The following is a 21,244-nucleotide window of genomic DNA, read 5'->3' as shown; positions in this document are numbered from 1 at the left end:
TTTTTACCCCTATCTAAATGCAAACAATGAACAAAGTAGTTTTGATCACAGGCGGTTCTTCAGGAATTGGAAAATCTATAGGCGAATTTTTGCATCACAAAGGTTTTGTGGTTTATGGAACCAGCAGGAATCCAGAACGAGTGTTGAATTCGGTTTTTCCATTAGTTTCTTTAGACGTTCGAAATATAGATTCAATTCAGGAGGCAGTAGCCAAAGTTATTGCTGTTTCTGGAAGATTGGATATTGTAATCAATAATGCTGGAGTCGGGATTACAGGGCCTTTGGAAGAAATTCCAACAGAGGAGATCAGGAATAATTTTGAGACTAATTTCTTTGGCCCGATCGAAGTGATGAAGGCAGTTTTACCACAAATGCGTTCCCAAAAATCAGGTTTGATTATCAATATTACTTCTATTGCGGGCTATATGGGCTTGCCGTATCGCAGCGTCTATTCCGCTTCAAAAGGAGCTTTAGAATTGATTACCGAAGCCTTGCGAATGGAAGTACAAGCGATGGGAATTCAGATTACGAATGTAGCTCCTGGCGATTTCGCGACAAATATAGCTTCGGGACGCTTTCACGCTCCGTTAATTCAGGGTTCTGCTTATGAAATTCCGTATGGCAATACACTAAAATTGATGGATGAACACGTAGATAGTGGTAGTAACCCGAATGAAATGGCAGAAGCCGTTTATGCCATCATCCAAACTCCAAACCCAAGAATTCATTACAAGGTGGGGGCTTTTATGCAGAAATTTTCGATTGTATTGAAAAGAATATTGCCCGATAAAGTTTATGAGAAAATGTTAATGAACCATTATAAATTGTAAATTGCATCCCAAGTTAAATATTTTAAAAAATTAAATAAAGATAGCTATGAAGAAGCTTTTATTATCAATAGCGCTTTTACTAACAACTGTAGTAATTCAAGCGCAGGTTGCCAAAATTGTGACTAGGGTAGACGAATCGGGCGATGTAGCCAGTTTCGAACTAGATTGTTCGGTAAAATTTCCAACCTTGGCCAAAGGGCTAAAGTACAATATAACACGTCACGAATTTAAAGGACCAGAGTTGAAAAATACCTATCATTTGATGTTAGTTATGGATGGTTTTTTTACCACAACTTTGAATGAAGTGATGACAATTTCGGTTGTTTTTAGCGATGGATCAAAAGTTTCTGAAATTGAAACTATAGAAAGCGATGGCTACTTTGATGGAGCTTGCACCTTAAATATGAAAAGTCCACCCGAGTTATCGTTAAAACATTATTTAAAAAAGGTTGTTATTAATACAGGAAAAAAAGATGTAGTTTATGAAATATCTGAACAAAAAAGCAAAGAATACAGAAAAAACATTGAAAACATAGTCAATGCCAAATAATTGACCATTCAGTGCTTTGCTAATCAATTTGAAATCAAACAGAAACCCGCTAAATGCAAAATTTAGCGGGTTTTTTTAATCCCAAAAAGGCACATATAGGTAGCTATGCAAAAGATGGTAAATATGATATTTATCATTTTAATTGCAATAGACATATCTTACCTTTGAGAATAATTAAATTATGGTCTATTATTCATCTATAAATTTGTTGATATGGCAAAAGTAAAAGGGGCTATAGTCGTAAATACTCAAGTGTGTAAGGGCTGCGAAGTATGTATTCCTGTTTGTCAGGATAATGTGATTGCGATGTCAACTGAAGTCAACAGAAAAGGATACCATTACGCCTTTATGAAAAACCCCGAAGCTTGCAATGGCTGCACCAATTGTGGCATTGTTTGTCCTGATAGAGCAATTACAGTCTATAGAGTAAAAGTTTCGACATAACCATTTATACCTTTAATAAGATGCCTGAATTAAAATTAATGAAAGGAAACGAAGCCTTGGCTGAAGCGGCGATTAGAGCTGGAGTTGATGCTTATTTTGGTTATCCGATTACTCCACAAACAGAAATTATCGAATATTTAATGACAGAGCGTCCTGAAAAGCGAACCGGAATGGTGGTTCTACAAGCAGAAAGCGAAATAGCAGCAATCAACATGGTTTATGGTGCTGCAAGTACCGGAAAAAAAGCCTTAACATCGTCCTCAAGTCCTGGGATTTCTTTGAAATTAGAGGGGATTTCTTATTTGGCTGGCGCCGAATTGCCAGCGGTGATTGTAAATGTTGTTCGTGGCGGACCAGGTTTAGGAACTATTCAACCCTCGCAAGCCGATTATTTTCAATCTGTAAAAGGAGGAGGACATGGTGATTATAAATTGTATGTTTTAGCACCAGCTTCGGTTCAGGAAATGGCCGATTTTGTCGAAGATGCTTTTGATATTGCCTTTAAATATCGTGCGCCAGTATTGATTCTTTCGGATGGATTGATTGGTCAAATGATGGAAAAAGTGATTCTAAAAGATCAAAAACCGAGATTGACGGATGCCGAATTGATCGAACAAAATGGAGATTGGGCTGCAACGGGTAAGAAAGGACGAGAACGCAATATTATAACTTCTCTCGATTTACAATCCGAAAAAATGGAAGCTAGAGTGCATAGATTACAAAAGAAATATGCGCAAATGGAAAAGGAGGACTTGCGTTTTGAAAAAATACAGTGCGACGACACCGAATATCTGATTGTGGCGTATGGTTCAAGTGCTAGAATTTCACAAAAAGCAGTTGAATTGGCTCGAGCCAAAGGAATAAAAGTGGGTTTATTGAGACCCATAACTTTGTTTCCATTTCCAAAACAAGAATTATTAGAATTGGCTGATCAAGTCAAAGGCATTTTAAGCGTAGAGCTCAATGCAGGCCAAATGGTTGAAGACGTAAGGCTTTCGGTTGAACATAAAGTGCCAGTACAGCATTTTGGTAGAACGGGAGGAATCATTCATACTCCAGAAGAAATAGTAGCCGCTTTAGAACAAAAAATCACCAACAATGGAAGTTTTAGACATCATAAAACCAGAGAATCAAGTATTCTGTAAATCGCAATTAATGACTGGTAATGCCTTGTCGTACTGTCCCGGCTGTGGTCACGGAACGGTCAATAATTTAATTATGGAAGTCGTTGATGAAATGGGTATTTCAGCCGATACTATTGGTGTTGCACCGGTGGGATGTTCTGTTTTGGCTTATGATTTTATGAATATCGATATGGTACAAGCCGCTCACGGTCGTGCTCCTGCAGTGGCCACCGCTATAGTTAGAACTTGGCCCGAAAAATATATTTTTACCTATCAGGGTGACGGTGATTTAGCTGCCATTGGCACAGCCGAAACCATTCACGCTTGCAATAGAGGCGAGAATATGGTTATCTTTTTTGTTAATAATGGAATTTACGGAATGACTGGAGGTCAAATGGCTCCGACGACTCTAGCAGGTATGAAATCATCGACTTCGCCTTACGGAAGAGAAATTGCTTCTATGGGTTCTCCTTTAAAAATTACCGAGTTAATTGCGAATCTTCCTGGTGTATATTCTGCAAGCCGACATGCCATTCATACTCATAAACACGCGCGAAAAGCTAAAATAGCGATTAAGCAGGCCTTTGAAAACACAAGATTGAAAAAAGGACTTTCCTTTATTGAAATCCTTTCAAATTGTAATTCGGGGTGGAAAATGACGCCTAACGATTCGAATATTTGGATGGAAGAAAATATGTTTCCCTATTTTCCGCTTGGAGATATAAAAGTGGAAGGAAAATTAAAAGTATAAATAATGACTGAAGAAATTATTATCGCTGGTTTTGGTGGGCAAGGAGTATTGTCAATGGGGAAAATATTGGCCTATTCCGGGATTATGCAAGATCAAGAGGTGAGTTGGATGCCTTCTTACGGACCTGAAATGCGCGGTGGTACTGCAAATGTGACCGTTATTCTTAGCGATGAAAGAATTAGTTCTCCATACCTGAAAGTTGTCGATACTGCTATTATATTGAACCAACAATCGATGGATAAATTTGAGGAATTTGTAAAACCTGGAGGGATCTTAATTTATGATCCCAATGGAATTACTTCACATCCTACGAGAAAAGATATTAAAATTTTTCAAATTGAAGGCACTAAATTGGCAACCGAAATGGGAAATAAAAAAATATTCAATATGGTGATATTAGGAGGATATTTGAAAGAAAAACCAATAATTAAAATAGAGAATGTTATAGAGGGTTTGAAAAAATCAATCTCTGAACGCTATCATGATTTAATTCCATTAAATCTTGAAGCTATTACGATGGGAATGAATAGTATTGTTCCTTACCAAGTTGTAGAACCTGTTTTGCAAAATTAAAAAAGTAGTATGAATCATTTTGAATTAGTAACCGATTGATTTTTTTATAAAAGACCTATGAGGTTTTTAAAACCTCATAGGTCTTGAAATTTAAGAACAATAGTTAACAATCTCACTTTACTTGTATTCATCCAAAATATCTTTCACACTATCGAGTGTTACTCGCCCATACACTTTATCTCCTACTAATACTACTGGAGCTAATCCACAGGCTCCGATGCATCTTAAACTGCTAAGGGAGAATTTTTCGTCTTTTGTTGTTTCCCCGACTTTTATGTCTAGTAATGTTCGGAATTCATTAATTATTTTTTCGGCACCCCGAACATAACAGGCTGTTCCCATACAAATATTGATGGGATGTTCACCTTTTGGAATCATAGTAAAAAAGGAGTAAAAAGAAACCACACCATAAACATGGGCTAGAGAAGTGTTTAAGTTTTCGGCTACTATTTCCTGAACCTCCTCGGGTAAATACCCAAATGTGGTTTGAGTTTTGTGTAGCACATTGATTAATTCTCCTTTATCTCTATTAAATTCTTCGCAAATTTCTTTTATTTTGGCGACATTATTTTCGCATATTGTCATCATTGTTATTCTGTTTTAATTATTGAATAATAAATTAATCTTTAGTGATTTCTATGTGTTTGCTCTTGTCAAAATAATGAGTGTGTAACAACTGATGTGCTTTCTCACTCATTGGACTTCCAAGAAACTCACTATACAATTTTTGAATAGATGGATTTTCATGAGATTTTCGAATGACTTTAGCTTCGTCTTCAGAATAAATCGCTTTTTGTCTTGCCAATAAAATATTTGAATCTCCGTGGTGCAAAGGCTGACCTCCGCCACCAATGCATCCGCCAGGACAAGCCATAATTTCGATGGCGTGGTATTGAGACTTACCTTCTCTAATTTCCTCAAGAAGTTTACGGGCATTACCTAAACCGTGAGCAATTCCAATCTTGATAGGTGTGCCATTAAAATCGATAGTCGATTCTCTAATCCAATCCATTCCTCTGAGTTGTTTGAAATCGACTTTGTGCAATTTTTGTTTTGTAAAAGCCTCATAAGCAGTTCTAACTGCAGCTTCGATTACACCTCCCGTGGTTCCGAAAATTACTCCAGCTCCTGATGATTCTCCCATTGGATGATCAAATTCTACGGGTGTTAAACTTTCAAAATCAATGCTCGCTTGTTTGATTAATCGGGCTAATTCTCTAGTCGATAGTACATAATCTACATCCGGATTTCCATTCGTTTTAAATTCATCTCGGCTGCATTCGTATTTTTTTGCCAAACAAGGCATAATAGAAACCACAACCATATTTTCACGATTGATGCCTAGTTTATCGGCTAAATAGGTTTTGGCAATAGCGCCAAACATTTGTTGTGGGGAACGAGCCGTTGAAGGAATTTCCTTCATATCTGGAAATTGATGCTCAAAGAAGCTGACCCAACCTGGACAACAAGAAGTTAATAATGGTAATTTTACTGTAGTGTCACCATTTAGATGTCTTGTTAATCTATCTAATAATTCTGCTGCTTCTTCCATAATGGTAAGGTCAGCGGCGAAATCAGTATCAAAAACATAATTAAAACCTAAATCTTTAAGTGCCGCAGTCATTTTGCCAGTAACAATTGTACCTGGATCATATCCGAATTCTTCGCCTAAAGCTACTCTAACTGCTGGTGCTGTTTGTACAATAACTGTTTTAGATGGGTCTGCCAATGCTCTGATTACGAAACTGGTATGGTCTGCTTCGGTTAAAGCCGCCGTTGGACAAACAGCTACGCATTGACCACAATAGGTACAAACACTTTCTTCTAAATTCATTTGAAAAGCAGGTGCGACTACTGACATAAAACCTCTGTTAATAGCAGATAAAGCTCCTACTGTCTGAACATCATTGCACATTGTAACGCATCTTCGGCAACCTATACATTTGTCCATATCACGTTTGATGGCAGGAGAAGTGTCTTTGATATAATGTGATTGTTCGCCTTTATAATGAATTTCTCGAATTCCCATTTGTTGTGCCATCGTTTGAAGGTCGCAATGTCCATTTTTGGCACAGATCAAACAATCAGTGGGATGGTCACTAAGAATCAATTCCAATACGGTTTTTCGACTATTTAAAACTCTAATGGTTTGGTTTTTTATTTCCATTCCAGGTAGGCATTCTGTAGCGCAGGCAGGAACTAAATTCTTTCGACCTACAACTTCCACAACACAAATCCGGCATCCTGAAGGATTGTGAGTGGTGTTTAAATCGTGTAAGTGCATATAACACAAGGTTGGAATATTTATACCCACACTTTTTGCGGCATCCAATATTGTTGTGCCTTTTTCAACCTGAAAATTCTTATTGTCGATTTTTATGCTAATCGTATCCATATAGCTTTTTATTATAGAATTAATTTAAGTAAACAGCATGAAACTTGCATTTTTCCATGCAGATTCCACATTTGGTACAAAGTTCCTGATTGATCACATGAACCGTCTTTTTCTCTCCTGTTATTGCCCCTACTGGACATTTTCTGGCGCAAACTAGGCAACCAATACAATTCTCCTCGCTGATATAATACCTCATAAAGGATTTGCATTGACCACTCGGACATTTGTGTTCAGCCACGTGAGCATAGTATTCGTCGTAGAAATTATTTATAGTAGAAAGAATTGGATTTGGAGAAGTTTGTCCTAATCCACACAAAGAAGTTTCTTTTACAACTACACTTAAATTTTTAAGTAAATCTAAATCCTCAAGGGTTCCCTTACCATCGCATAATTTTTCAAGCATCTCGTGCAATCTTTTATTCCCAATTCTGCAAGGAGCACATTTGCCACAAGATTCTTCAACAATAAATTCCAGATAAAATCGAGCCATCGAAACCATACAATTATCTTCGTCCATCACTATCATACCGCCAGATCCCATCATTGAGCCAGCTGCAGTGAGTGTGTCAAAATCAATGGGTATGTCTAAATGTTTTTCTGTCAAACATCCACCAGAAGGACCACCTGTTTGCACGGCTTTGAATTTTTTACCGTCTTTAATTCCTCCACCAATTTCAAAAATTATTTCTCTCAGAGTGATTCCCATAGGTACTTCTATCAACCCTACATTGTTTATGTTTCCTGCTAAGGCAAACACTTTGGTTCCTTTGGATTTTTCGGTACCTATGGTTGAATACCACGCTCCTCCTTTGTTTATGATTGCGGGTATATTGGCTAATGTTTCAACGTTATTCACGTTGGTTGGTTTTTCTAAATAACCAGAAACACTCGGAAAAGGAGGTTTGAGAGTAGGTTCACCGCGCAAACCTTCCATAGAATGTATCAAGGCAGTTTCTTCGCCACAGACAAATGCGCCTGCACCATATTTAATATTAATGTCAAATGAGAAATCCGTTCCAAATATATTATCACCCAAAAGACCATAAGCTCTGGCTTGGTCTAAAGCTATTTTTAATCGCTTGATAGCCAGAGGATATTCTGCTCTGATATATACCAAACCTATGTTAGCACCAATTGAGTAGCCACAGATAGCCATGGATTCAATAATAGAATGCGGATCTCCTTCTAAAATAGAACGATCCATAAATGCACCAGGATCTCCTTCATCGGCATTACAAACCACATATTTTTGGTCGGCTACACTTTTGCTAGTAATTTTCCATTTCAAACCAGTTGGAAAACCTCCGCCTCCACGACCTCTTAAACCGGATAATTTAATTTCATCAATAACTTGTTGAGGGGTCCATTGTGTAGTACATTTTGCCAATGCTTCATAACCATCTCGGGAAATATATTCGTCAATATTTTCAGGATCTATAAATCCGCAATTGCGTAAGGCAATACGCAATTGTTTTTTATAGAAATCCATGTTTTTCGAATCAGAAATCGTTTTCTCTTTGATTGGGTCAATATAGAGTAAACGTTCTACTTTTCTGCCCTTTATCACATGTTCGTTTATTATTTCGCTGGCATCAATGGGTAAAACCTGAGTATAAAAAGTATTGTCGGGCATTACTTTTACAATAGGTCCTTTCTCACAAAAACCGAAACAACCAGTTGCAATTACGTGTACTTCGTCTTGCAAGTTCTTCTCTATTAAGGTGTTTTTAAAATTTTCTAATAATTCTTTGCTTTGTGATGCGTGGCAACCCGTTCCACCGCAGACCAAAAGGTGCATTCTGTAATTTTTCATATTTCTATTATTACTAGTTATTTAAAAGTAAAATGGATTTTGATAGTTACCTGAACTTCATATAAATTTTGGGTTGAATCAAAATTTGTTATGGCTTTGTCATCTTACTTTTGAGTTATTTTTAATCTACTGTTAGATAATTAACAGGAATAATTCCATCGGTCATCTCACCTCTAATGATGTGTTTTTCCATGATTTCATCAGCTTTTTTAAAGTTGACATTTCCATAAACAACAGGTAATTCTCCTGGCATAGATAACTCGATGGTGGGTTCTGCATAACAATAACCCATACAGCCTGTTTGAGTTACTACAGCATTAATACGACGTTTATGAAGTTCGGCAATAAAATATTCCATTACTTCCTTTGCTCCAGATGCAATTCCGCAAGTCGCCATAGCCACTTTTACCTGAATAATATTTTCGATGTCCTCGCTTTTTTCGCGCAAATCCATTCTGGATTTAATGTTTTCTTTGATTTTTCTCAAATCTCCAAGTGATTTTACTTTTGACATATTGAATGATTTTATATTAATATTTTATATATATTTTATCCATATTTTCCTGAATCATTTCTTTGATAAAATGAAGAACATCAGGATTATTGATGGGAATATCTTCAATTGTTTCTTTTATTTCTCTGGTGTCTAAATTAAACGCTCCATCAGGTGTTTGGAATTTATATTTTAAATTGATAAGAGGATTGGCTCCAATCAGCAGCATTATAACTCCTGGTATATCACCCAACGGAATGCAATCTATATGGTTGTTATAAAATATTGCTTGTGTTTTTGTGCCTTGATTAGGTTGAGATTCGATTATAAAACTTCCGCCTGTTATCTCGGAATTCATTTTTAGCAATGGTATTCCCAATCCTACATTTCTGGTTGTTCTAGAAGTGGTGTATGGGTCTATTACCTTTTTTAAAAATATTGCATCCATACCCACTCCATTGTCTTCAATTTCAACTGTTGTTGTTTGGTGAAACTCATTTACATTGATGTCAACACTTATCTCACTTGCTTTTGCTTTGATTGAGTTTTGAACTATATCCATGATATGTAATGCCATGTTTTTCATCCTACTATTTCTCTTCCATTTATATTATGTAAAGCCATTTTAAATTCTTTGAAAGTTGGTTTCTCCATTTTCAAAATATTGTATGATTTACCAATTAATTCTGGAATATGAGCATCAGAATTCTGTAAAATTGATTTATCTTTTAGAAAAATATTCTGACTACGCATTACTTCTTTGGTAATGTGATTTGACACTTCATAAGCATCAACTCTCAAATCATTAGGAATAAAACCCAATTGGCCTATTAAACTGTATTTAGGCTTGTTTATATGTGCAGGAATGAAAATTCCGTTTAATTCACGTACTTTTAATTCTATTTGATTGATATTTTGATCTAAACCGGTTATCAGCAACCTGCTTTCTTCATAGATTATATTTTCATCTGCATCAACCACGACCTGATAGCCAAACTTATCAGCATTGTTCTTATAATCAGGCAAATATTGATCTATATAATCTTGAAAACAGTTTAATAATTCAAAATTTTCAAAGTAAGCTAAACAATGAATTTCTTCTTTGGTAGTTACTTCTACCCCTAAAAAAACTTTTAAGTTAGAATGAGCTGCTGCTTGTGTTACCCCAAGACATTGTCTGGTTGAATTATGATCTGTAATAGCAATAATGTCTAATCCTTTTTGCAAAGCAGTTTTCACAATCACTTTGGGACTCATATCAAGTGAGCCACAAGGAGATAATACGGTGTGAATATGTAAATCTGCTTTAAAGAGATTCATTTTTATTTGTTTAATAAATTAAATAATGCACCAGAAATTTCAAAAGCACTTTTCGAAGTTCCCAAAACAGGTATTCCTTCACTATGGCTTTGTTCTGCCATATCTGGATCTGGTTTTAAGTCTCTGACCAAAATAACGGCAGCCAAATCTTTTAATGAGGCAATAGCCATAACATTTTTATGGGTTTGCAACGTAATCCAAATCGTTCCAGCTTGGGCATTCCCCATCACATCACTGAGTAAATCAGAAGTATAACCTCCAATTACTTCATTTTCTATACCATTATTACCACAATGAACTGTCAATTCTAGTTGATTTATTACATCTTTAATATTCATAATTTTAGTATTAAACGGATTATATATATTTTTTTAAATACCCCAAATATCTTTAAACTTGACGGTGGTTTCTTTACGGGTTAATTCTCCTTTTTCTTCCATCATTTTTTGAATAAAAATACAATGTTCGATGGTTGATTTTTCATTCATAATATCTATAGCGAATGATTTGCAATTTGGGGCTCCACAAAGCGTGCAGTCAACTTTAGGGAGAAGATTCAAGATGTCGTTTACTTTTTCCATTTTTTGAAGAGCAATATCAATATTGTCATCAAATTTTATCATATCTCTTGGCAAGACTTTATCTATATCGATATTTTTTATCAAATAATCAGATTGTTCAATAATGGGTCTAAATTGAGGTCTGGTATTAGGTTGATTCAAACCATGACTTTCTTTAATCAAATTTTGTAGTCTATCTACGGCTAGAAATTTATTTCTTACTGTTAATACACCATTAGCACAACTTTCATCACATGCTCTCAATTCCAGATAATCTATACCTTTAATTTCCTCACTTTCGACTTTATCTAAAAAACTAATTACATTATGAATTTCGTCAATAGCTAAACATTTTCCTTTTGCAACGGAAAGTTCACCTTTAGTCAATGTATATAAAACAGATTCAATAGATGGTAAATCCACATGTACATTCGGATCAATTTCCAAACCTCCTTTACTTATAAGTGTATAGGTTCTGTTGAAAAACACGTCCATATTGATAGCTCCTGTAACTGGAGACTTATAATTTCCTACTGGATCTTTGATGGCTATAGTTTTGGCGGCACAAGGAGTAATGTAAAAAATTCCAATTTCTTCTTTTTGGGCTCCAGCATCTATAAGTTCCTTTTGGACAAACGTTGCGGCTATTTCAAATGGTGGTTTTTGCAAAACTAAATTATCTACTAATGATGGAAATCTCACTTGAATTAATCTTACTATAGCTGGACAAAAAATGGATAATAATGGTTTGGAATCCTTATTTTTATTTTGATAATCTGGCAAAGCATTTTTAAGGATTTCAACACCTTGTTCGGATTCATAAATATGGGTAAAACCAAGTTTTAGAATAGCGCTGTATATGAGGTTTATTGAAATTTCATCGGGAAATTGACCTATAAAAACTGCGGGTATTAAGGCAACTCTGTATTTGTATCCATAAATTTCATCGAAATCATCATTTGAAATATTTATGGCTTTAGTAGGGCAAGCCCTCATACAATCACCACAATCCACACATTGGTTTTCCATCAATATTGACTTGCCATTTTTTACACGAAGTGCTTCTGTGGGACAAACTGATACGCAGTGGGAACATCCAATACAGAGTTCCTTATTCGTTTTCAAGCTATGTAGAAAAAACTTTGCTTCCATGTGAATCTATTCTTTTAACTCATATTGATGATAATATTGACTTTTGTCCCTTCTCCTACGATGGAGTTTATTTTGAGTTCATCACTATTGTTTCTTATATTGGCAAGTCCCATACCGGCTCCAAACCCCATTTCTCTAACTTTAGCTGTCGCAGTAGAATAACCTTCCTTCATGGCTAATTCAACATCTGGAATACCAGGACCTTTATCATCTAGTGTGATATCAATTTGATGAGAGTTAATATTTATGGTTATATTGCCTTTGTAGGCATGAGCAACAATATTAATCTCAGCTTCATATAATGCGACAACAGTTCGTCTGATGATTTTGGGATCAACATTGAGTTGCTTTAGTGTTTTTTTTAATTCGCTGGATGCAATTCCAACTTTTGCAAAATCACCTCCTTCGATAAAAAAATCTAGTTTCATATGTTGATATTTATTGTTTTGTTATCGGTCATATATGCTGTGCTTCGCCAGTTCGCAAGCTCGGGTTGCCTTTTACTTATCAGTGTTTGTTTGCAACAAACTCGTTGTTAGTGGCGTTTTCAAAATCTTAAAATATTAATAAACAGATTCTAAACCATTGCCGTATAATATACCTGCAGATTTGAATAATGAATAGCGACACTCCAATAATATGATATGGTTTTCTTCAGCTAGTTCAATCATTTCTTTGGCTACTATTTTATTTCGTGCTATAACTATCACTCCAATCTCAGCCATTTGTGCTGTTCGAATGGTTTGAAGGTTACTTAAACCCGTCATCAATAAACTGTCAGCTACATCGATGGTTAATACATCACTCATTAAGTCGGATGCAATTCCTTTTTGAATGTTTTTATCAGGATTATAATTATTGGTTATAACTTTAGAATTTAACAATTCAACTACTTGATTTAAATTCATTCGATATTATATTTTTGTTTATAAACTTGATAATTAACTCCATTGAATCATTTTATATTTCCGAAAGTTCATTGGAGTAATTCACTGACTCAAACTTGTTTTTGTTTTTTAAAATGTTTTGAATCTCCCCATTCGTTATAGCCAATTTGACTTCCTATCATATTCATTCGTACGTCGATACAGCTGCTACAATCTGCGGCATTTTCATCGGTGCAAGGTTTATCTTGGTAGAGTTTGTAATTGTTTCTGAAATTCCCAGGAGTGATATTCGGCATCAAGATATTGGCTCCGTATCGAATGGCTTTTTCACGACCCATTTTATCAATAGCTTGCAAGGCTGTTGCGGCGACAATGTTGATGTCTTTCATTAAAATCCGCAAAGAGGCAATCATTTTAAAAGTCAAATCCAAGCGTTCTTGACGGGAGTGGAGTAGGTGATGCACTTCATTTAATGGCGTTTCAAGATGTTCAATATAAGGTCCCATTCCTACCATATCGACATCCATAGCTTTCAAAAACAATAAATCGTCGGCCAAATTTTCTATGGTTTGGTATGGTAAACCAATCATTACACCAGTTCCCAATTGGAAGCCTGCTTTTCGGATATTTTGCAAAGCTTCGATGCGTTTGTCAAAACTATGTAAGGCATTATCGGGATGAATTTTAGAATATAATTCTCTATTTGAAGTTTCAATTCGCAATAAATAGCGATGTGCTCCTGCATCGAACCATTCTTTGTATGTATCCAATGTTTGTTCGCCTAATGACAATGTAACTCCCAATTTTCCATTGCTTAATTCCTTGATTTTTTGAAGTAAACTGGTGATTTTTGAGATGAAAATTTTGTCTGTTCGTTCGCCCGCCTGAATGGCAATGCTTCCATAATTATTTTCCAAAGCATAGCGAGCACACTGAAGAACATCTTCATCTGAAACTGTATAACGTTGGGTATTTTTATTCGATTTTCGGATGCCACAGTACAAACAATCTTTGATGCAAACATTAGAATATTCAATCAAACCGCGTAAATAAACTTTGTTGCCAATTTGCAAATCCGTAATTTCTCTCGATTTTTTGAACAACACAATTCGGTCATCCTCGTCAGCATTTAGCATCCTGATGAGGTCTTCTTTGTTGAAAGAATCTTGGTTCACTATTTTTGAAAAGGTTTTCAAAGTTTTATTAATTTTTCGAACAGACCTATGAGGTTTTTAAAACCTCATAGGTCTTGATTGGCATTTTGCATAAAAGGTTCTACAACTCGGTCTAAAATTCCGTTCATATAAGCGATGGCTAATCCGTAATTCGTCACTTGAATTCCAGCTTCTAATGCAGGTTTTAGCCGGTTGAATAATTGTTTTCGGGTAATCATACAACCACCACATTGAATGACCAATTGGTAGTCGGTAATTGGTTTTTGTATTGTTGAAAGTCCTGCGGCAATATCAAATTCTACTGTTTTTCCGCTGAATTTTCGAACCCAATTCGGGATTTTGAATCGACCGATATCTTCGCAACTGACTTGATGTACGCAAGATTCCAGTATCAGAATTCGATCTCCATTTTCTAAATTCGAAAGTTTTTTTGCTCCATCTACATATTCTTCAAATGGACCGCGCATTCGAGCATAAACAATGCTGAAACTAGTCAACGGAATTTCTTTTGGAATAATTTTATTGACATATTCAAAAGCCTGACTGTCGGTGATTACAAGGTCTGGTCGGACTGAAGTTTTTTTGAAAAAAGTTTCCACTTCGGTTTCTCGAAGTACGATATTTACAGCATTATTGTCCAATATATCTCGGATTGCCATCGCTTGAGGTAAAATCATTCGGCCATCGGGAGCTTCTGAATCTACAGGCGTAATTAGCATCACGATAGCATCTTTTTGGATAATATCTCCCAATAAAGTATTCTTTCGATAGGAAGTTTCCGGAATCGTAATTTTTAGTAATTCGATGACTTCTGCAATATTTTGCGACTTTAAAATACTGCAAATTTCAACTGGAGCTTTAGAAAATTGTTTGATTTGTAAAGTGGTTTCAGAACTCAGTTTTTCAAGGTCTTCCTTGTTGTGAATTATGATGTACTTAATGTCAAAATTGTTGAATTCCTCAATTAATTTTTGTTCAAAAGAACCAAAGTTATTATTTGAAATTAAGAGTATCGCCGCGTCAATATGTTCAAGGGTTTGAATTGTTTTTTGGATTCGTTTTGTACCCAAGTCGCCCACATCGTCAATTCCTGCGGTGTCCACTAAGATGGCTGGACCAATGCCGAAAATTTCAATAGATTTTTTAACGGGATCAGTAGTGGTTCCCGCTATTTCAGAAACAATAGCCACATCAATTCCTGTCAGCGCATTGATAAATGAGCTTTTACCTACGTTGCGTCGTCCGTAGATTCCAATGTGTGGTTTATTGTCTTTACCTTTATCCATAAGGCAATAATTTACTTGTTTTCCATCCAACGGTTAATCCCGATTGCTATCGGGACGTTGGCTATTGATAAACTTCTAGTTTCCTCAATAAATTAAATCTCGTTCACCAGATTTGACTCGTTCAATTCTTTCTTTCAAAGATTTTTTCAACTTATTATTTTCGGTTTCATCAATAGTTTTCTCGACTAATTTCCAACCTTTCTCGGCCGTAGCTTCATCGGCATAATCGATCAAATATTCCGCTAAGGTCAAGGTGGCATTTGGCATACAACATTTTTTTATAAATCCAGGAACTGAAAATTCCATAAAATGTTCGCCTGTTCGACCCAAACGGTAGCAAGCAGTGCAAAACGAAGGAATCATTTCTTTGTCTAATAATTCATTAACGATTTCATTCAAGGAACGCTCGTCGTTCACTTTAAACTGGCCTTTGTTGAGATTTTGGGTCTCATTAAGCGTTTTCGAATAAGCTCCTAGTTCTATTTTGGTTCCTCCATCGATTTGTGAAACGCCGTATTGTATAATTTCGTCCCGAAGTTCTGCAGGTTCTCTAGCTGTTAGAATCATTCCAGTATAAGGAACAGCCAATCTCAAAATAGCGATGAGTTTGGTGAAATCTTCATCAGAAACAACAAAGTTTGGATTCACATCAAATCCTGACGCTTCTTTGATTCTTGGAAAAGAAATAGTGTGTGGTCCCACATTGTAGCAAGCTTCTAAATGATTCGTGTGCCGAACCAAGGCTAAAACTTCATAACGCCAATCGTACAGACCAAACAAAACACCAATTCCGACATCGTCAATTCCTGCTTCTTGGGCTCGGTCTAAGGCAGAAAGTCTGTTTTCGAAATTAGCTTTTTTTCCACCCAAATGATAATTTGAATATGCTTCAGGATGGTAAGTTTCTTGAAATATTTGGAAGGTTCCTATTCCAGCTTCCTTTACAGTTTTGAAGCCTTCAATATCCATTGGAGCCGCATTGATGTTGACTCTACGGATTTCTCCATTGCCTTTTTTTACACTATAAGCAACTTTTACAGTATGTGCTATATATTCCGGGCTATAATCTTTGTGCTCACCATAAACCAAAACCAATCGTTTTTGCCCGTTATCCTCAAGAGCTTCTATTTCATTGATAATTTCCTGGTCATCGAGCGTTTTTCGAATTGCCTCTTTGTTTGAGGTTCGGAATCCACAATAGGAGCAATTATTTTGGCATTTATTGCCAATATATAGAGGAGCAAAGAGGACAATTCGGTTGCCGTAAACATTCTTTTTCAATGTTTTGGCACCTTCTTTTATTGCTTGGATAGCACTTGGGTCTGTCGCATTTATAAGAATCGCAACTTCTGATAAATTGAGTCTTTTTTTGGATAAAGATTTGGCAATAACTTCGTCGACTGCTGCTTTTGAAGAGCTGGTATTTTTCAAAATAGTCCCTATTTCATTTGCATCTATAAACGGCTGCATTGAAATGTCAGGCAAAGAATATTTTTGTGGTGAAAATTTCATTAAATTATTCTTAACGATTTTCTGTCTAATTGAGTTTTTCGTAAAAAAAAACTAATTAAAACGCTTTATTTTGACAATAAGACATTTTGAAGCTCAATTTCTAAGTAAAGTTAAAAATTTTAATATAATTTTATGTTAATAAAACCTTAAAATTATTGCTTTAAAAAGGATAAAACGGTCTCTTTTATTTGATTTTATAATAAAATTGATTCGTGGCGAATTCAGTTCGAACAAACATTTTTCGATTAGAATTTGCTATTTTAGTATCATAATTAAGAATGTTAATTTTATATTTTTACAAATCAGTTTAAAAGGAAAATTTATGAATTTCAATAAGATTTTTACAGTTCTTCTGCTGTTTACTGTTTCAGTAGTTGGCACAGCGCAAAATAGTGAAACTAAAAGGAATCTTTTTGTGCATTTAGGCAGAGTCGAGCTTCTTGATGAAAATAAAGTGATTTTAATCGGTGCTGCATCATCAGTTTCGTTTGATTTCACGGGAAATTCTTGTTCCATTTCGTTACAAAGTCTAGCAGATCATCATAATTATGTTTCTTTAGAACTTGATGGTAGAGACATTGGAAGAGTTCGAATTGAAAAAGGAGAAGCAAAATACTTTTCAGTCGCGATTTCCGAAAACAAACACACACACCATCTTTCGATTTACAAAGCTACGGAAGCTGCCAACGGTGGGATTTTGTTCTCTGGAACAACAGCTAAAGTAGTAGGAAGTCCAAGGTCAACAAACAAAAAGAAAATAGAACTTATCGGAGATTCTATAACCTGTGGTTTTGGTAACGATGATTCCACTATTCCGTGTGGAACTGGCGATTGGTATGACCAACACAATGCCTATTGGGCATATGGACCAGTACTTTCGCGTGCTTTGGATATTGATTATGTGTTGAGCTCTGTTTCGGGTTACGGAATGTATCGCAATTGGAATGATGAGCACATCGAAGAGCCTATAATTCCTGAAGTTTATGAAAATTTGTATCTCAATAAAGACAGTTCAAAACCGTATGATTTTAAATTTCAACCCGATTTGGTAAGTATTTGTGTGGGAACAAATGACCTTTCGAATGGTGATGGAAAAAAGCCAAGGTTGCCATTCAATGAAGAGAAATTTGTTTCAAATTATATCAATTTTATTAAAACGGTTTACCAACACGCGCCCAATACTAGAATTGTTTTGCTTAACAGTCCGATGGTTTCGGGTGAAAAGAATCTAACTTTTGTGAAGTGCTTAAAGAAAGTGATTCAAGTATTCGAAAATGATACAATTCATAAGAGAATTGAGTTATTCGAATTTCAACCGATGACACCCAAAGGGTGTGGTTATCACCCAAATATAGCCGATGACAAAGTGATGGCCGACCAATTGATCCCTTATTTCAAAAAACTACTCGATGAAAAATAGCAGTTTTATTCTTGTTCTTTTTCTAGTAATTTCGTCTGCGGCTTTCGCCAATGTTACGCTGCCGAATCTGTTTTCGGATAATATGGTTTTACAACGCAATGCCGAAGTTAAAATTTGGGGTTGGGCAAATCCAAAAGAAGAAGTCAAAATTACGCCCAGTTGGAACAATCAAGAATACAAAGTTATAGCCAACAGTCACGCTTTTTGGACTATTTCGATCCCGACTCCAAAAGAAGGTGGCCCATTTACTATTTTACTGAAAGGATACAATGAAATTGCTTTGAGAAATATTTTAGTTGGTGAAGTTTGGTTGTGTTCAGGTCAATCTAATATGGAAATGAATGCCAATTGGGGCATAACGGATGGGGAAAATGAAGCTTTAAAAGCAACATATCCCACTATTCGTTTTTTTTCTGTCGAAAAAGCTTCAGCCGAAACGCCTCAAAACAATTTGCTTGGAAAATGGGAAGAATGCAGCCCCGAAACTATGAAAAAGAATAGTGCCATTGCGTACTTTTTCGCTCAACAAATCACCGAAAATTTGAAAGATGTTCCAATAGGAATGATAGTCTCAGCTTGGGGAGCAACAGCAGCAGAAGTTTGGATGCCTGCCAATGTAGTTCTAAACGATCAGGAATTAGTAAAGGCTTCAAAAAGAACCAATCCTAACAAATATTGCCCCATTGAACCTGGAAGTACTTTCAACTCTATGATAAATCCATTAATAGGGTTCAAAATCGCTGGAGTTCTATGGTATCAAGGGGAATCGAATGTGGGTTCGAATGTTTATGATAAAACATTCTTGTCTTTGATTACTTCTTGGAGAACCCTTTGGAAAGAAGATTTTCCGTTTTATTTTGTTCAAATTGCACCCTTCAAAAATGGGGAAGATCGTTACAGTAGTGTTCTAATTAGAGATTTTCAAAGGAGAGCATTACAATTACCAAAAACAGCTATGGTAGTTACTAGTGATATTTCTACTATAGATGACATTCATCCAAAAGATAAGAAAACCGTAGGAGTCCGTCTAGCGAATTTAGCTTTGGCCAATATTTATAAAACCAATGAGAACTTAGTCAATGGTCCACTTTATAAATCAATCAAAATCGATAAAAACAAGGCCATTGTTTCATTTGATTATGCCGATGGATTGTACTTTTTAAATAATAAATCAGACCAATTTGAGATGGCTACTGCTGATGGGATATTTTATCAAGCGAAGGCAACAATCAAAAAGAATACGATAATATTACATTCTGTTAAAGTAGAAAAACCTGTAAAAGTCCGTTTTGCTTGGAAAAATGACGCTCAATCTCAACTTTTCAATATAGCTAATTTGCCCGCATCTTCATTTACAAGCGAATAATTTCAATTCATTACTAACGAAATCAACATATACTTATGATTACTAAAAATTTAATTTACAGCGGAATTTATTGTCTAATTGCCCTTGGAACAAGCAATGCACAAAACAAAGCGCATCTAGACAAATCGAAACCAATGGAGGAACGCATTGATTTGTTGATGAAACAAATGACACTTGAGGAAAAAGTAGGACAAATGAACCAATACAACGGTTTTTGGGAGGTTACAGGTCCTGCACCTAAAGGAGGCAACGCAGAATTGAAATACAAACATTTGCGTGATGGCTGGGTAGGTTCTATGCTTTCGGTTCGCGGTGTAAAACAGGTTCGTGCGGTACAGAAAATTGCAGTTGAAGAAACTCGATTAGGAATACCATTAATAATCGGTTTCGATGTGATTCACGGCTACAAAACTTTGAGCCCAATCCCTTTGGCTGAAGCTGCGAGTTGGGATTTAGCTGCTATTAAAAAATCGGCAAGTATTGCTGCAGATGAAGCATCGGCATCGGGGATAAATTGGACTTTTGCTCCGATGGTCGATATTTACAGAGATGCTCGTTGGGGTAGAGTAATGGAAGGAGCAGGTGAAGATCCATTTCTTGGAAGCAAAATTGCGACCGCAAGAGTCAAAGGCTTTCAGGGAGATACTAAAGCTGATTTGTTGAAAGTAAATACCATTGCGGCTTGCGCCAAACATTTTGCCGCTTACGGGTTTGCCGAAGCTGGACGAGATTGCAATACCGTAGATATCAGCAATTCGAACCTGTATAATATTGTTTTTCCGCCATTTCAGGCTGCAACGGAAGCCGGAATACGAACTTTTATGAATTCTTTTAATCTTGTGAATGGCATTAGAATAGGATATGCAGCGAGATGGCTACTAGAAAAAGATATGAGTGTCTCTGAAATTGCGTACAAGTCTGGTTTTACAAACATCGCGAATTTTAACCGAAGTTTCAAAGCTTTTAAAAACCGTACTCCAACACAGTATCGTGAAGATTTTTCGGGATTAAAACGAATTCTGTAAATTGGCTTTTATTTTTCGTATTTTCCTTCTTTACTTTTTTTGTCAAGTTTTGATTGTATTTTGACAATAAAGTATCAGATTTTTTTACAGTTGTTTTTTATCATTGTATGCTATTTTAGCTAATAGTATTTTGTTCGCTAAAAATATAACAAAAAGAATATATTTCGCAGTTTGCATATATTTAGTTGGGCCTGACCGCAAGGGTCGGGCTGTACGTTCCCGCTTTTTTATAGTTGGCAAAAGAAAGCCAACTATAAAAAGAGCTTCACAGCCATCCCTCACGCAAAACAAGTAAGATGGCTTTGAAAAAGTTGTCAATTCTGAAAGTTATGACAGTATATCATCAATATAAAATATCATGAAAAAATTACTCCTCACTTTACTTTTAAGTGGAACAACAATTCTAGGTTTTTCTCAAGGAAATACTCGAAAACTAGAATTAGGAAATAGGTATAGGCGTTTAGGCCGCCCAAAAACGAAAATAGTATTACCTTTGTCAAATGAGTACAAGGGAGAAATTTATAGGTGTGAATTCAATAACATTTAACAAGCGATTTAAGGAAGATGC

At 35.8% G+C, this 21,244-nt stretch carries 22 protein-coding genes; 9 read left to right on the top strand and 13 right to left on the bottom strand.

What is annotated here, in order from left to right:
- Nucleotides 1-26 precede the first annotated feature (26 nt).
- The 6 genes from ACIQ1E_RS07735 to ACIQ1E_RS07710 all read left to right on the top strand — a co-directional run bounded on the left by ACIQ1E_RS07735 (nucleotide 27) and on the right by ACIQ1E_RS07710 (nucleotide 4,272).
- Entirely contained in the window at nucleotides 27-830 is an 804-nt protein-coding gene (locus ACIQ1E_RS07735; protein WP_396170230.1) for an SDR family oxidoreductase, read from the top strand.
- A gap of 46 nt (nucleotides 831-876) precedes the next feature.
- Nucleotides 877-1,380: a hypothetical protein gene (locus tag ACIQ1E_RS07730; protein ID WP_396170228.1), complete on the top strand. Its 504-nt coding sequence runs from the start codon at nucleotides 877-879 to the stop codon at nucleotides 1,378-1,380.
- Nucleotides 1,381-1,593: 213 nt separating this feature from the next.
- A complete protein-coding gene (locus ACIQ1E_RS07725) occupies nucleotides 1,594-1,824 on the top strand; it encodes a ferredoxin family protein (RefSeq protein WP_396170227.1) in 231 nt (76 codons plus the stop codon).
- A gap of 38 nt (nucleotides 1,825-1,862) precedes the next feature.
- A complete protein-coding gene (locus ACIQ1E_RS07720; RefSeq protein WP_396170226.1) occupies nucleotides 1,863-2,969 on the top strand; it encodes a 3-methyl-2-oxobutanoate dehydrogenase subunit VorB in 1,107 nt (368 codons plus the stop codon).
- Nucleotides 2,923-3,699, top strand: a complete 777-nt coding sequence (locus ACIQ1E_RS07715) for a thiamine pyrophosphate-dependent enzyme (protein ID WP_396170224.1) — start codon at nucleotides 2,923-2,925, stop codon at nucleotides 3,697-3,699. Before ACIQ1E_RS07720 ends, ACIQ1E_RS07715 begins: the two co-directional genes overlap by 47 nt.
- A 3-nt stretch (nucleotides 3,700-3,702) precedes the next feature.
- Nucleotides 3,703-4,272, top strand: coding sequence for a 2-oxoacid:acceptor oxidoreductase family protein (locus tag ACIQ1E_RS07710; RefSeq protein WP_396170222.1), 570 nt, complete (start codon nucleotides 3,703-3,705; stop codon nucleotides 4,270-4,272).
- 117 nt (nucleotides 4,273-4,389) lie between these two features.
- Here the strand turns inward: ACIQ1E_RS07710 and ACIQ1E_RS07705 are convergent, their stop codons facing one another.
- From ACIQ1E_RS07705 to hydG, 13 genes are all read right to left on the bottom strand, one after another.
- A complete protein-coding gene (locus tag ACIQ1E_RS07705; RefSeq protein WP_396170221.1) occupies nucleotides 4,390-4,860 on the bottom strand; it encodes an NAD(P)H-dependent oxidoreductase subunit E in 471 nt (156 codons plus the stop codon).
- A 31-nt stretch (nucleotides 4,861-4,891) separates the two neighbouring features.
- Nucleotides 4,892-6,667: an NADH-dependent [FeFe] hydrogenase, group A6 gene (locus ACIQ1E_RS07700; protein ID WP_396170219.1), complete on the bottom strand. Its 1,776-nt coding sequence runs from the start codon at nucleotides 6,665-6,667 to the stop codon at nucleotides 4,892-4,894.
- A 19-nt stretch (nucleotides 6,668-6,686) separates the two neighbouring features.
- Nucleotides 6,687-8,480, bottom strand: a complete 1,794-nt coding sequence (locus ACIQ1E_RS07695; RefSeq protein ID WP_396170217.1) for an NADH-ubiquinone oxidoreductase-F iron-sulfur binding region domain-containing protein — start codon at nucleotides 8,478-8,480, stop codon at nucleotides 6,687-6,689.
- Between the two features lie 121 nt (nucleotides 8,481-8,601).
- Complete coding sequence (locus ACIQ1E_RS07690; RefSeq protein WP_396170216.1) at nucleotides 8,602-8,994, bottom strand: (2Fe-2S) ferredoxin domain-containing protein; 393 nt, start codon at nucleotides 8,992-8,994, stop codon at nucleotides 8,602-8,604.
- A gap of 16 nt (nucleotides 8,995-9,010) precedes the next feature.
- A complete protein-coding gene (locus ACIQ1E_RS07685) occupies nucleotides 9,011-9,550 on the bottom strand; it encodes an ATP-binding protein (protein WP_396170214.1) in 540 nt (179 codons plus the stop codon).
- Nucleotides 9,551-9,555: 5 nt separating this feature from the next.
- Nucleotides 9,556-10,293, bottom strand: a complete 738-nt coding sequence (locus tag ACIQ1E_RS07680) for a PHP domain-containing protein (protein WP_396170212.1) — start codon at nucleotides 10,291-10,293, stop codon at nucleotides 9,556-9,558.
- Nucleotides 10,294-10,295: 2 nt separating this feature from the next.
- Nucleotides 10,296-10,631, bottom strand: a complete 336-nt coding sequence (locus ACIQ1E_RS07675; RefSeq protein ID WP_396170211.1) for a hypothetical protein — start codon at nucleotides 10,629-10,631, stop codon at nucleotides 10,296-10,298.
- A 33-nt stretch (nucleotides 10,632-10,664) separates the two neighbouring features.
- On the bottom strand, nucleotides 10,665-12,005 hold the full coding sequence (locus tag ACIQ1E_RS07670; protein ID WP_396170209.1) for a [Fe-Fe] hydrogenase large subunit C-terminal domain-containing protein: 1,341 nt from the start codon (nucleotides 12,003-12,005) through the stop codon (nucleotides 10,665-10,667).
- A 14-nt stretch (nucleotides 12,006-12,019) separates the two neighbouring features.
- Complete coding sequence (locus ACIQ1E_RS07665) at nucleotides 12,020-12,433, bottom strand: ATP-binding protein (RefSeq protein WP_396170207.1); 414 nt, start codon at nucleotides 12,431-12,433, stop codon at nucleotides 12,020-12,022.
- A gap of 135 nt (nucleotides 12,434-12,568) precedes the next feature.
- A complete protein-coding gene (locus tag ACIQ1E_RS07660) occupies nucleotides 12,569-12,913 on the bottom strand; it encodes a hypothetical protein (protein WP_396170205.1) in 345 nt (114 codons plus the stop codon).
- An 89-nt stretch (nucleotides 12,914-13,002) separates the two neighbouring features.
- Nucleotides 13,003-14,067 (bottom strand): [FeFe] hydrogenase H-cluster radical SAM maturase HydE, encoded by a 1,065-nt coding sequence (hydE, locus tag ACIQ1E_RS07655; protein WP_396170203.1) that lies wholly within the window; start codon nucleotides 14,065-14,067, stop codon nucleotides 13,003-13,005.
- Nucleotides 14,068-14,132: 65 nt separating this feature from the next.
- Complete coding sequence (gene hydF / locus ACIQ1E_RS07650; protein WP_396170201.1) at nucleotides 14,133-15,353, bottom strand: [FeFe] hydrogenase H-cluster maturation GTPase HydF; 1,221 nt, start codon at nucleotides 15,351-15,353, stop codon at nucleotides 14,133-14,135.
- An 84-nt stretch (nucleotides 15,354-15,437) separates the two neighbouring features.
- Nucleotides 15,438-16,865: a [FeFe] hydrogenase H-cluster radical SAM maturase HydG gene (gene hydG, locus ACIQ1E_RS07645; RefSeq protein ID WP_396170199.1), complete on the bottom strand. Its 1,428-nt coding sequence runs from the start codon at nucleotides 16,863-16,865 to the stop codon at nucleotides 15,438-15,440.
- A 322-nt stretch (nucleotides 16,866-17,187) separates the two neighbouring features.
- On the opposite strand from hydG, the gene ACIQ1E_RS07640 reads away from it, so the two are divergent.
- Genes ACIQ1E_RS07640 through ACIQ1E_RS07630 form a run of 3 tightly spaced genes read left to right on the top strand, consistent with a single transcriptional unit; the run spans nucleotide 17,188 to nucleotide 20,676 of the window.
- On the top strand, nucleotides 17,188-18,285 hold the full coding sequence (locus ACIQ1E_RS07640; RefSeq protein ID WP_396170197.1) for a GDSL-type esterase/lipase family protein: 1,098 nt from the start codon (nucleotides 17,188-17,190) through the stop codon (nucleotides 18,283-18,285).
- Entirely contained in the window at nucleotides 18,275-19,651 is a 1,377-nt protein-coding gene (locus tag ACIQ1E_RS07635) for a sialate O-acetylesterase (protein ID WP_396170194.1), read from the top strand. Before ACIQ1E_RS07640 ends, ACIQ1E_RS07635 begins: the two co-directional genes overlap by 11 nt.
- Nucleotides 19,652-19,686: 35 nt before the next feature.
- Nucleotides 19,687-20,676 (top strand): glycoside hydrolase family 3 N-terminal domain-containing protein, encoded by a 990-nt coding sequence (locus tag ACIQ1E_RS07630; RefSeq protein ID WP_396170192.1) that lies wholly within the window; start codon nucleotides 19,687-19,689, stop codon nucleotides 20,674-20,676.
- The last annotated feature ends 568 nt before the right edge of the window (nucleotides 20,677-21,244 follow it).

Source organism: Flavobacterium sp. (genome assembly GCF_044348915.1).
Lineage (GTDB): Bacteria > Bacteroidota > Bacteroidia > Flavobacteriales > Flavobacteriaceae > Flavobacterium.
This window is presented reverse-complemented; position numbering and strand designations above follow the sequence as displayed.

What these genes read in the sequence shown, in the direction of transcription:
- ACIQ1E_RS07690 (WP_396170216.1), bottom strand. Translation starts at nt 8,994, where the DNA reads ATGTCAAAAGTAAAATCACTTGGAGATTTGAGAAAAATCAAAGAAAAC.
- ACIQ1E_RS07675 (WP_396170211.1), bottom strand. Translation starts at nt 10,631, where the DNA reads ATGAATATTAAAGATGTAATAAATCAACTAGAATTGACAGTTCATTGT.
- ACIQ1E_RS07705 (WP_396170221.1), bottom strand. Translation starts at nt 4,860, where the DNA reads ATGATGACAATATGCGAAAATAATGTCGCCAAAATAAAAGAAATTTGC.
- ACIQ1E_RS07700 (WP_396170219.1), bottom strand. Translation starts at nt 6,667, where the DNA reads ATGGATACGATTAGCATAAAAATCGACAATAAGAATTTTCAGGTTGAA.
- ACIQ1E_RS07660 (WP_396170205.1), bottom strand. Translation starts at nt 12,913, where the DNA reads ATGAATTTAAATCAAGTAGTTGAATTGTTAAATTCTAAAGTTATAACC.
- ACIQ1E_RS07630 (WP_396170192.1), top strand. Translation starts at nt 19,687, where the DNA reads ATGATTACTAAAAATTTAATTTACAGCGGAATTTATTGTCTAATTGCC.
- ACIQ1E_RS07725 (WP_396170227.1), top strand. Translation starts at nt 1,594, where the DNA reads ATGGCAAAAGTAAAAGGGGCTATAGTCGTAAATACTCAAGTGTGTAAG.
- ACIQ1E_RS07670 (WP_396170209.1), bottom strand. Translation starts at nt 12,005, where the DNA reads ATGGAAGCAAAGTTTTTTCTACATAGCTTGAAAACGAATAAGGAACTC.
- ACIQ1E_RS07715 (WP_396170224.1), top strand. Translation starts at nt 2,923, where the DNA reads ATGGAAGTTTTAGACATCATAAAACCAGAGAATCAAGTATTCTGTAAA.
- hydF (WP_396170201.1), bottom strand. Translation starts at nt 15,353, where the DNA reads ATGGATAAAGGTAAAGACAATAAACCACACATTGGAATCTACGGACGA.
- ACIQ1E_RS07735 (WP_396170230.1), top strand. Translation starts at nt 27, where the DNA reads ATGAACAAAGTAGTTTTGATCACAGGCGGTTCTTCAGGAATTGGAAAA.
- ACIQ1E_RS07680 (WP_396170212.1), bottom strand. Translation starts at nt 10,293, where the DNA reads ATGAATCTCTTTAAAGCAGATTTACATATTCACACCGTATTATCTCCT.
- ACIQ1E_RS07720 (WP_396170226.1), top strand. Translation starts at nt 1,863, where the DNA reads ATGAAAGGAAACGAAGCCTTGGCTGAAGCGGCGATTAGAGCTGGAGTT.
- ACIQ1E_RS07635 (WP_396170194.1), top strand. Translation starts at nt 18,275, where the DNA reads ATGAAAAATAGCAGTTTTATTCTTGTTCTTTTTCTAGTAATTTCGTCT.
- ACIQ1E_RS07710 (WP_396170222.1), top strand. Translation starts at nt 3,703, where the DNA reads ATGACTGAAGAAATTATTATCGCTGGTTTTGGTGGGCAAGGAGTATTG.
- ACIQ1E_RS07730 (WP_396170228.1), top strand. Translation starts at nt 877, where the DNA reads ATGAAGAAGCTTTTATTATCAATAGCGCTTTTACTAACAACTGTAGTA.
- ACIQ1E_RS07640 (WP_396170197.1), top strand. Translation starts at nt 17,188, where the DNA reads ATGAATTTCAATAAGATTTTTACAGTTCTTCTGCTGTTTACTGTTTCA.
- ACIQ1E_RS07685 (WP_396170214.1), bottom strand. Translation starts at nt 9,550, where the DNA reads ATGGCATTACATATCATGGATATAGTTCAAAACTCAATCAAAGCAAAA.
- hydG (WP_396170199.1), bottom strand. Translation starts at nt 16,865, where the DNA reads ATGAAATTTTCACCACAAAAATATTCTTTGCCTGACATTTCAATGCAG.
- ACIQ1E_RS07665 (WP_396170207.1), bottom strand. Translation starts at nt 12,433, where the DNA reads ATGAAACTAGATTTTTTTATCGAAGGAGGTGATTTTGCAAAAGTTGGA.
- ACIQ1E_RS07695 (WP_396170217.1), bottom strand. Translation starts at nt 8,480, where the DNA reads ATGAAAAATTACAGAATGCACCTTTTGGTCTGCGGTGGAACGGGTTGC.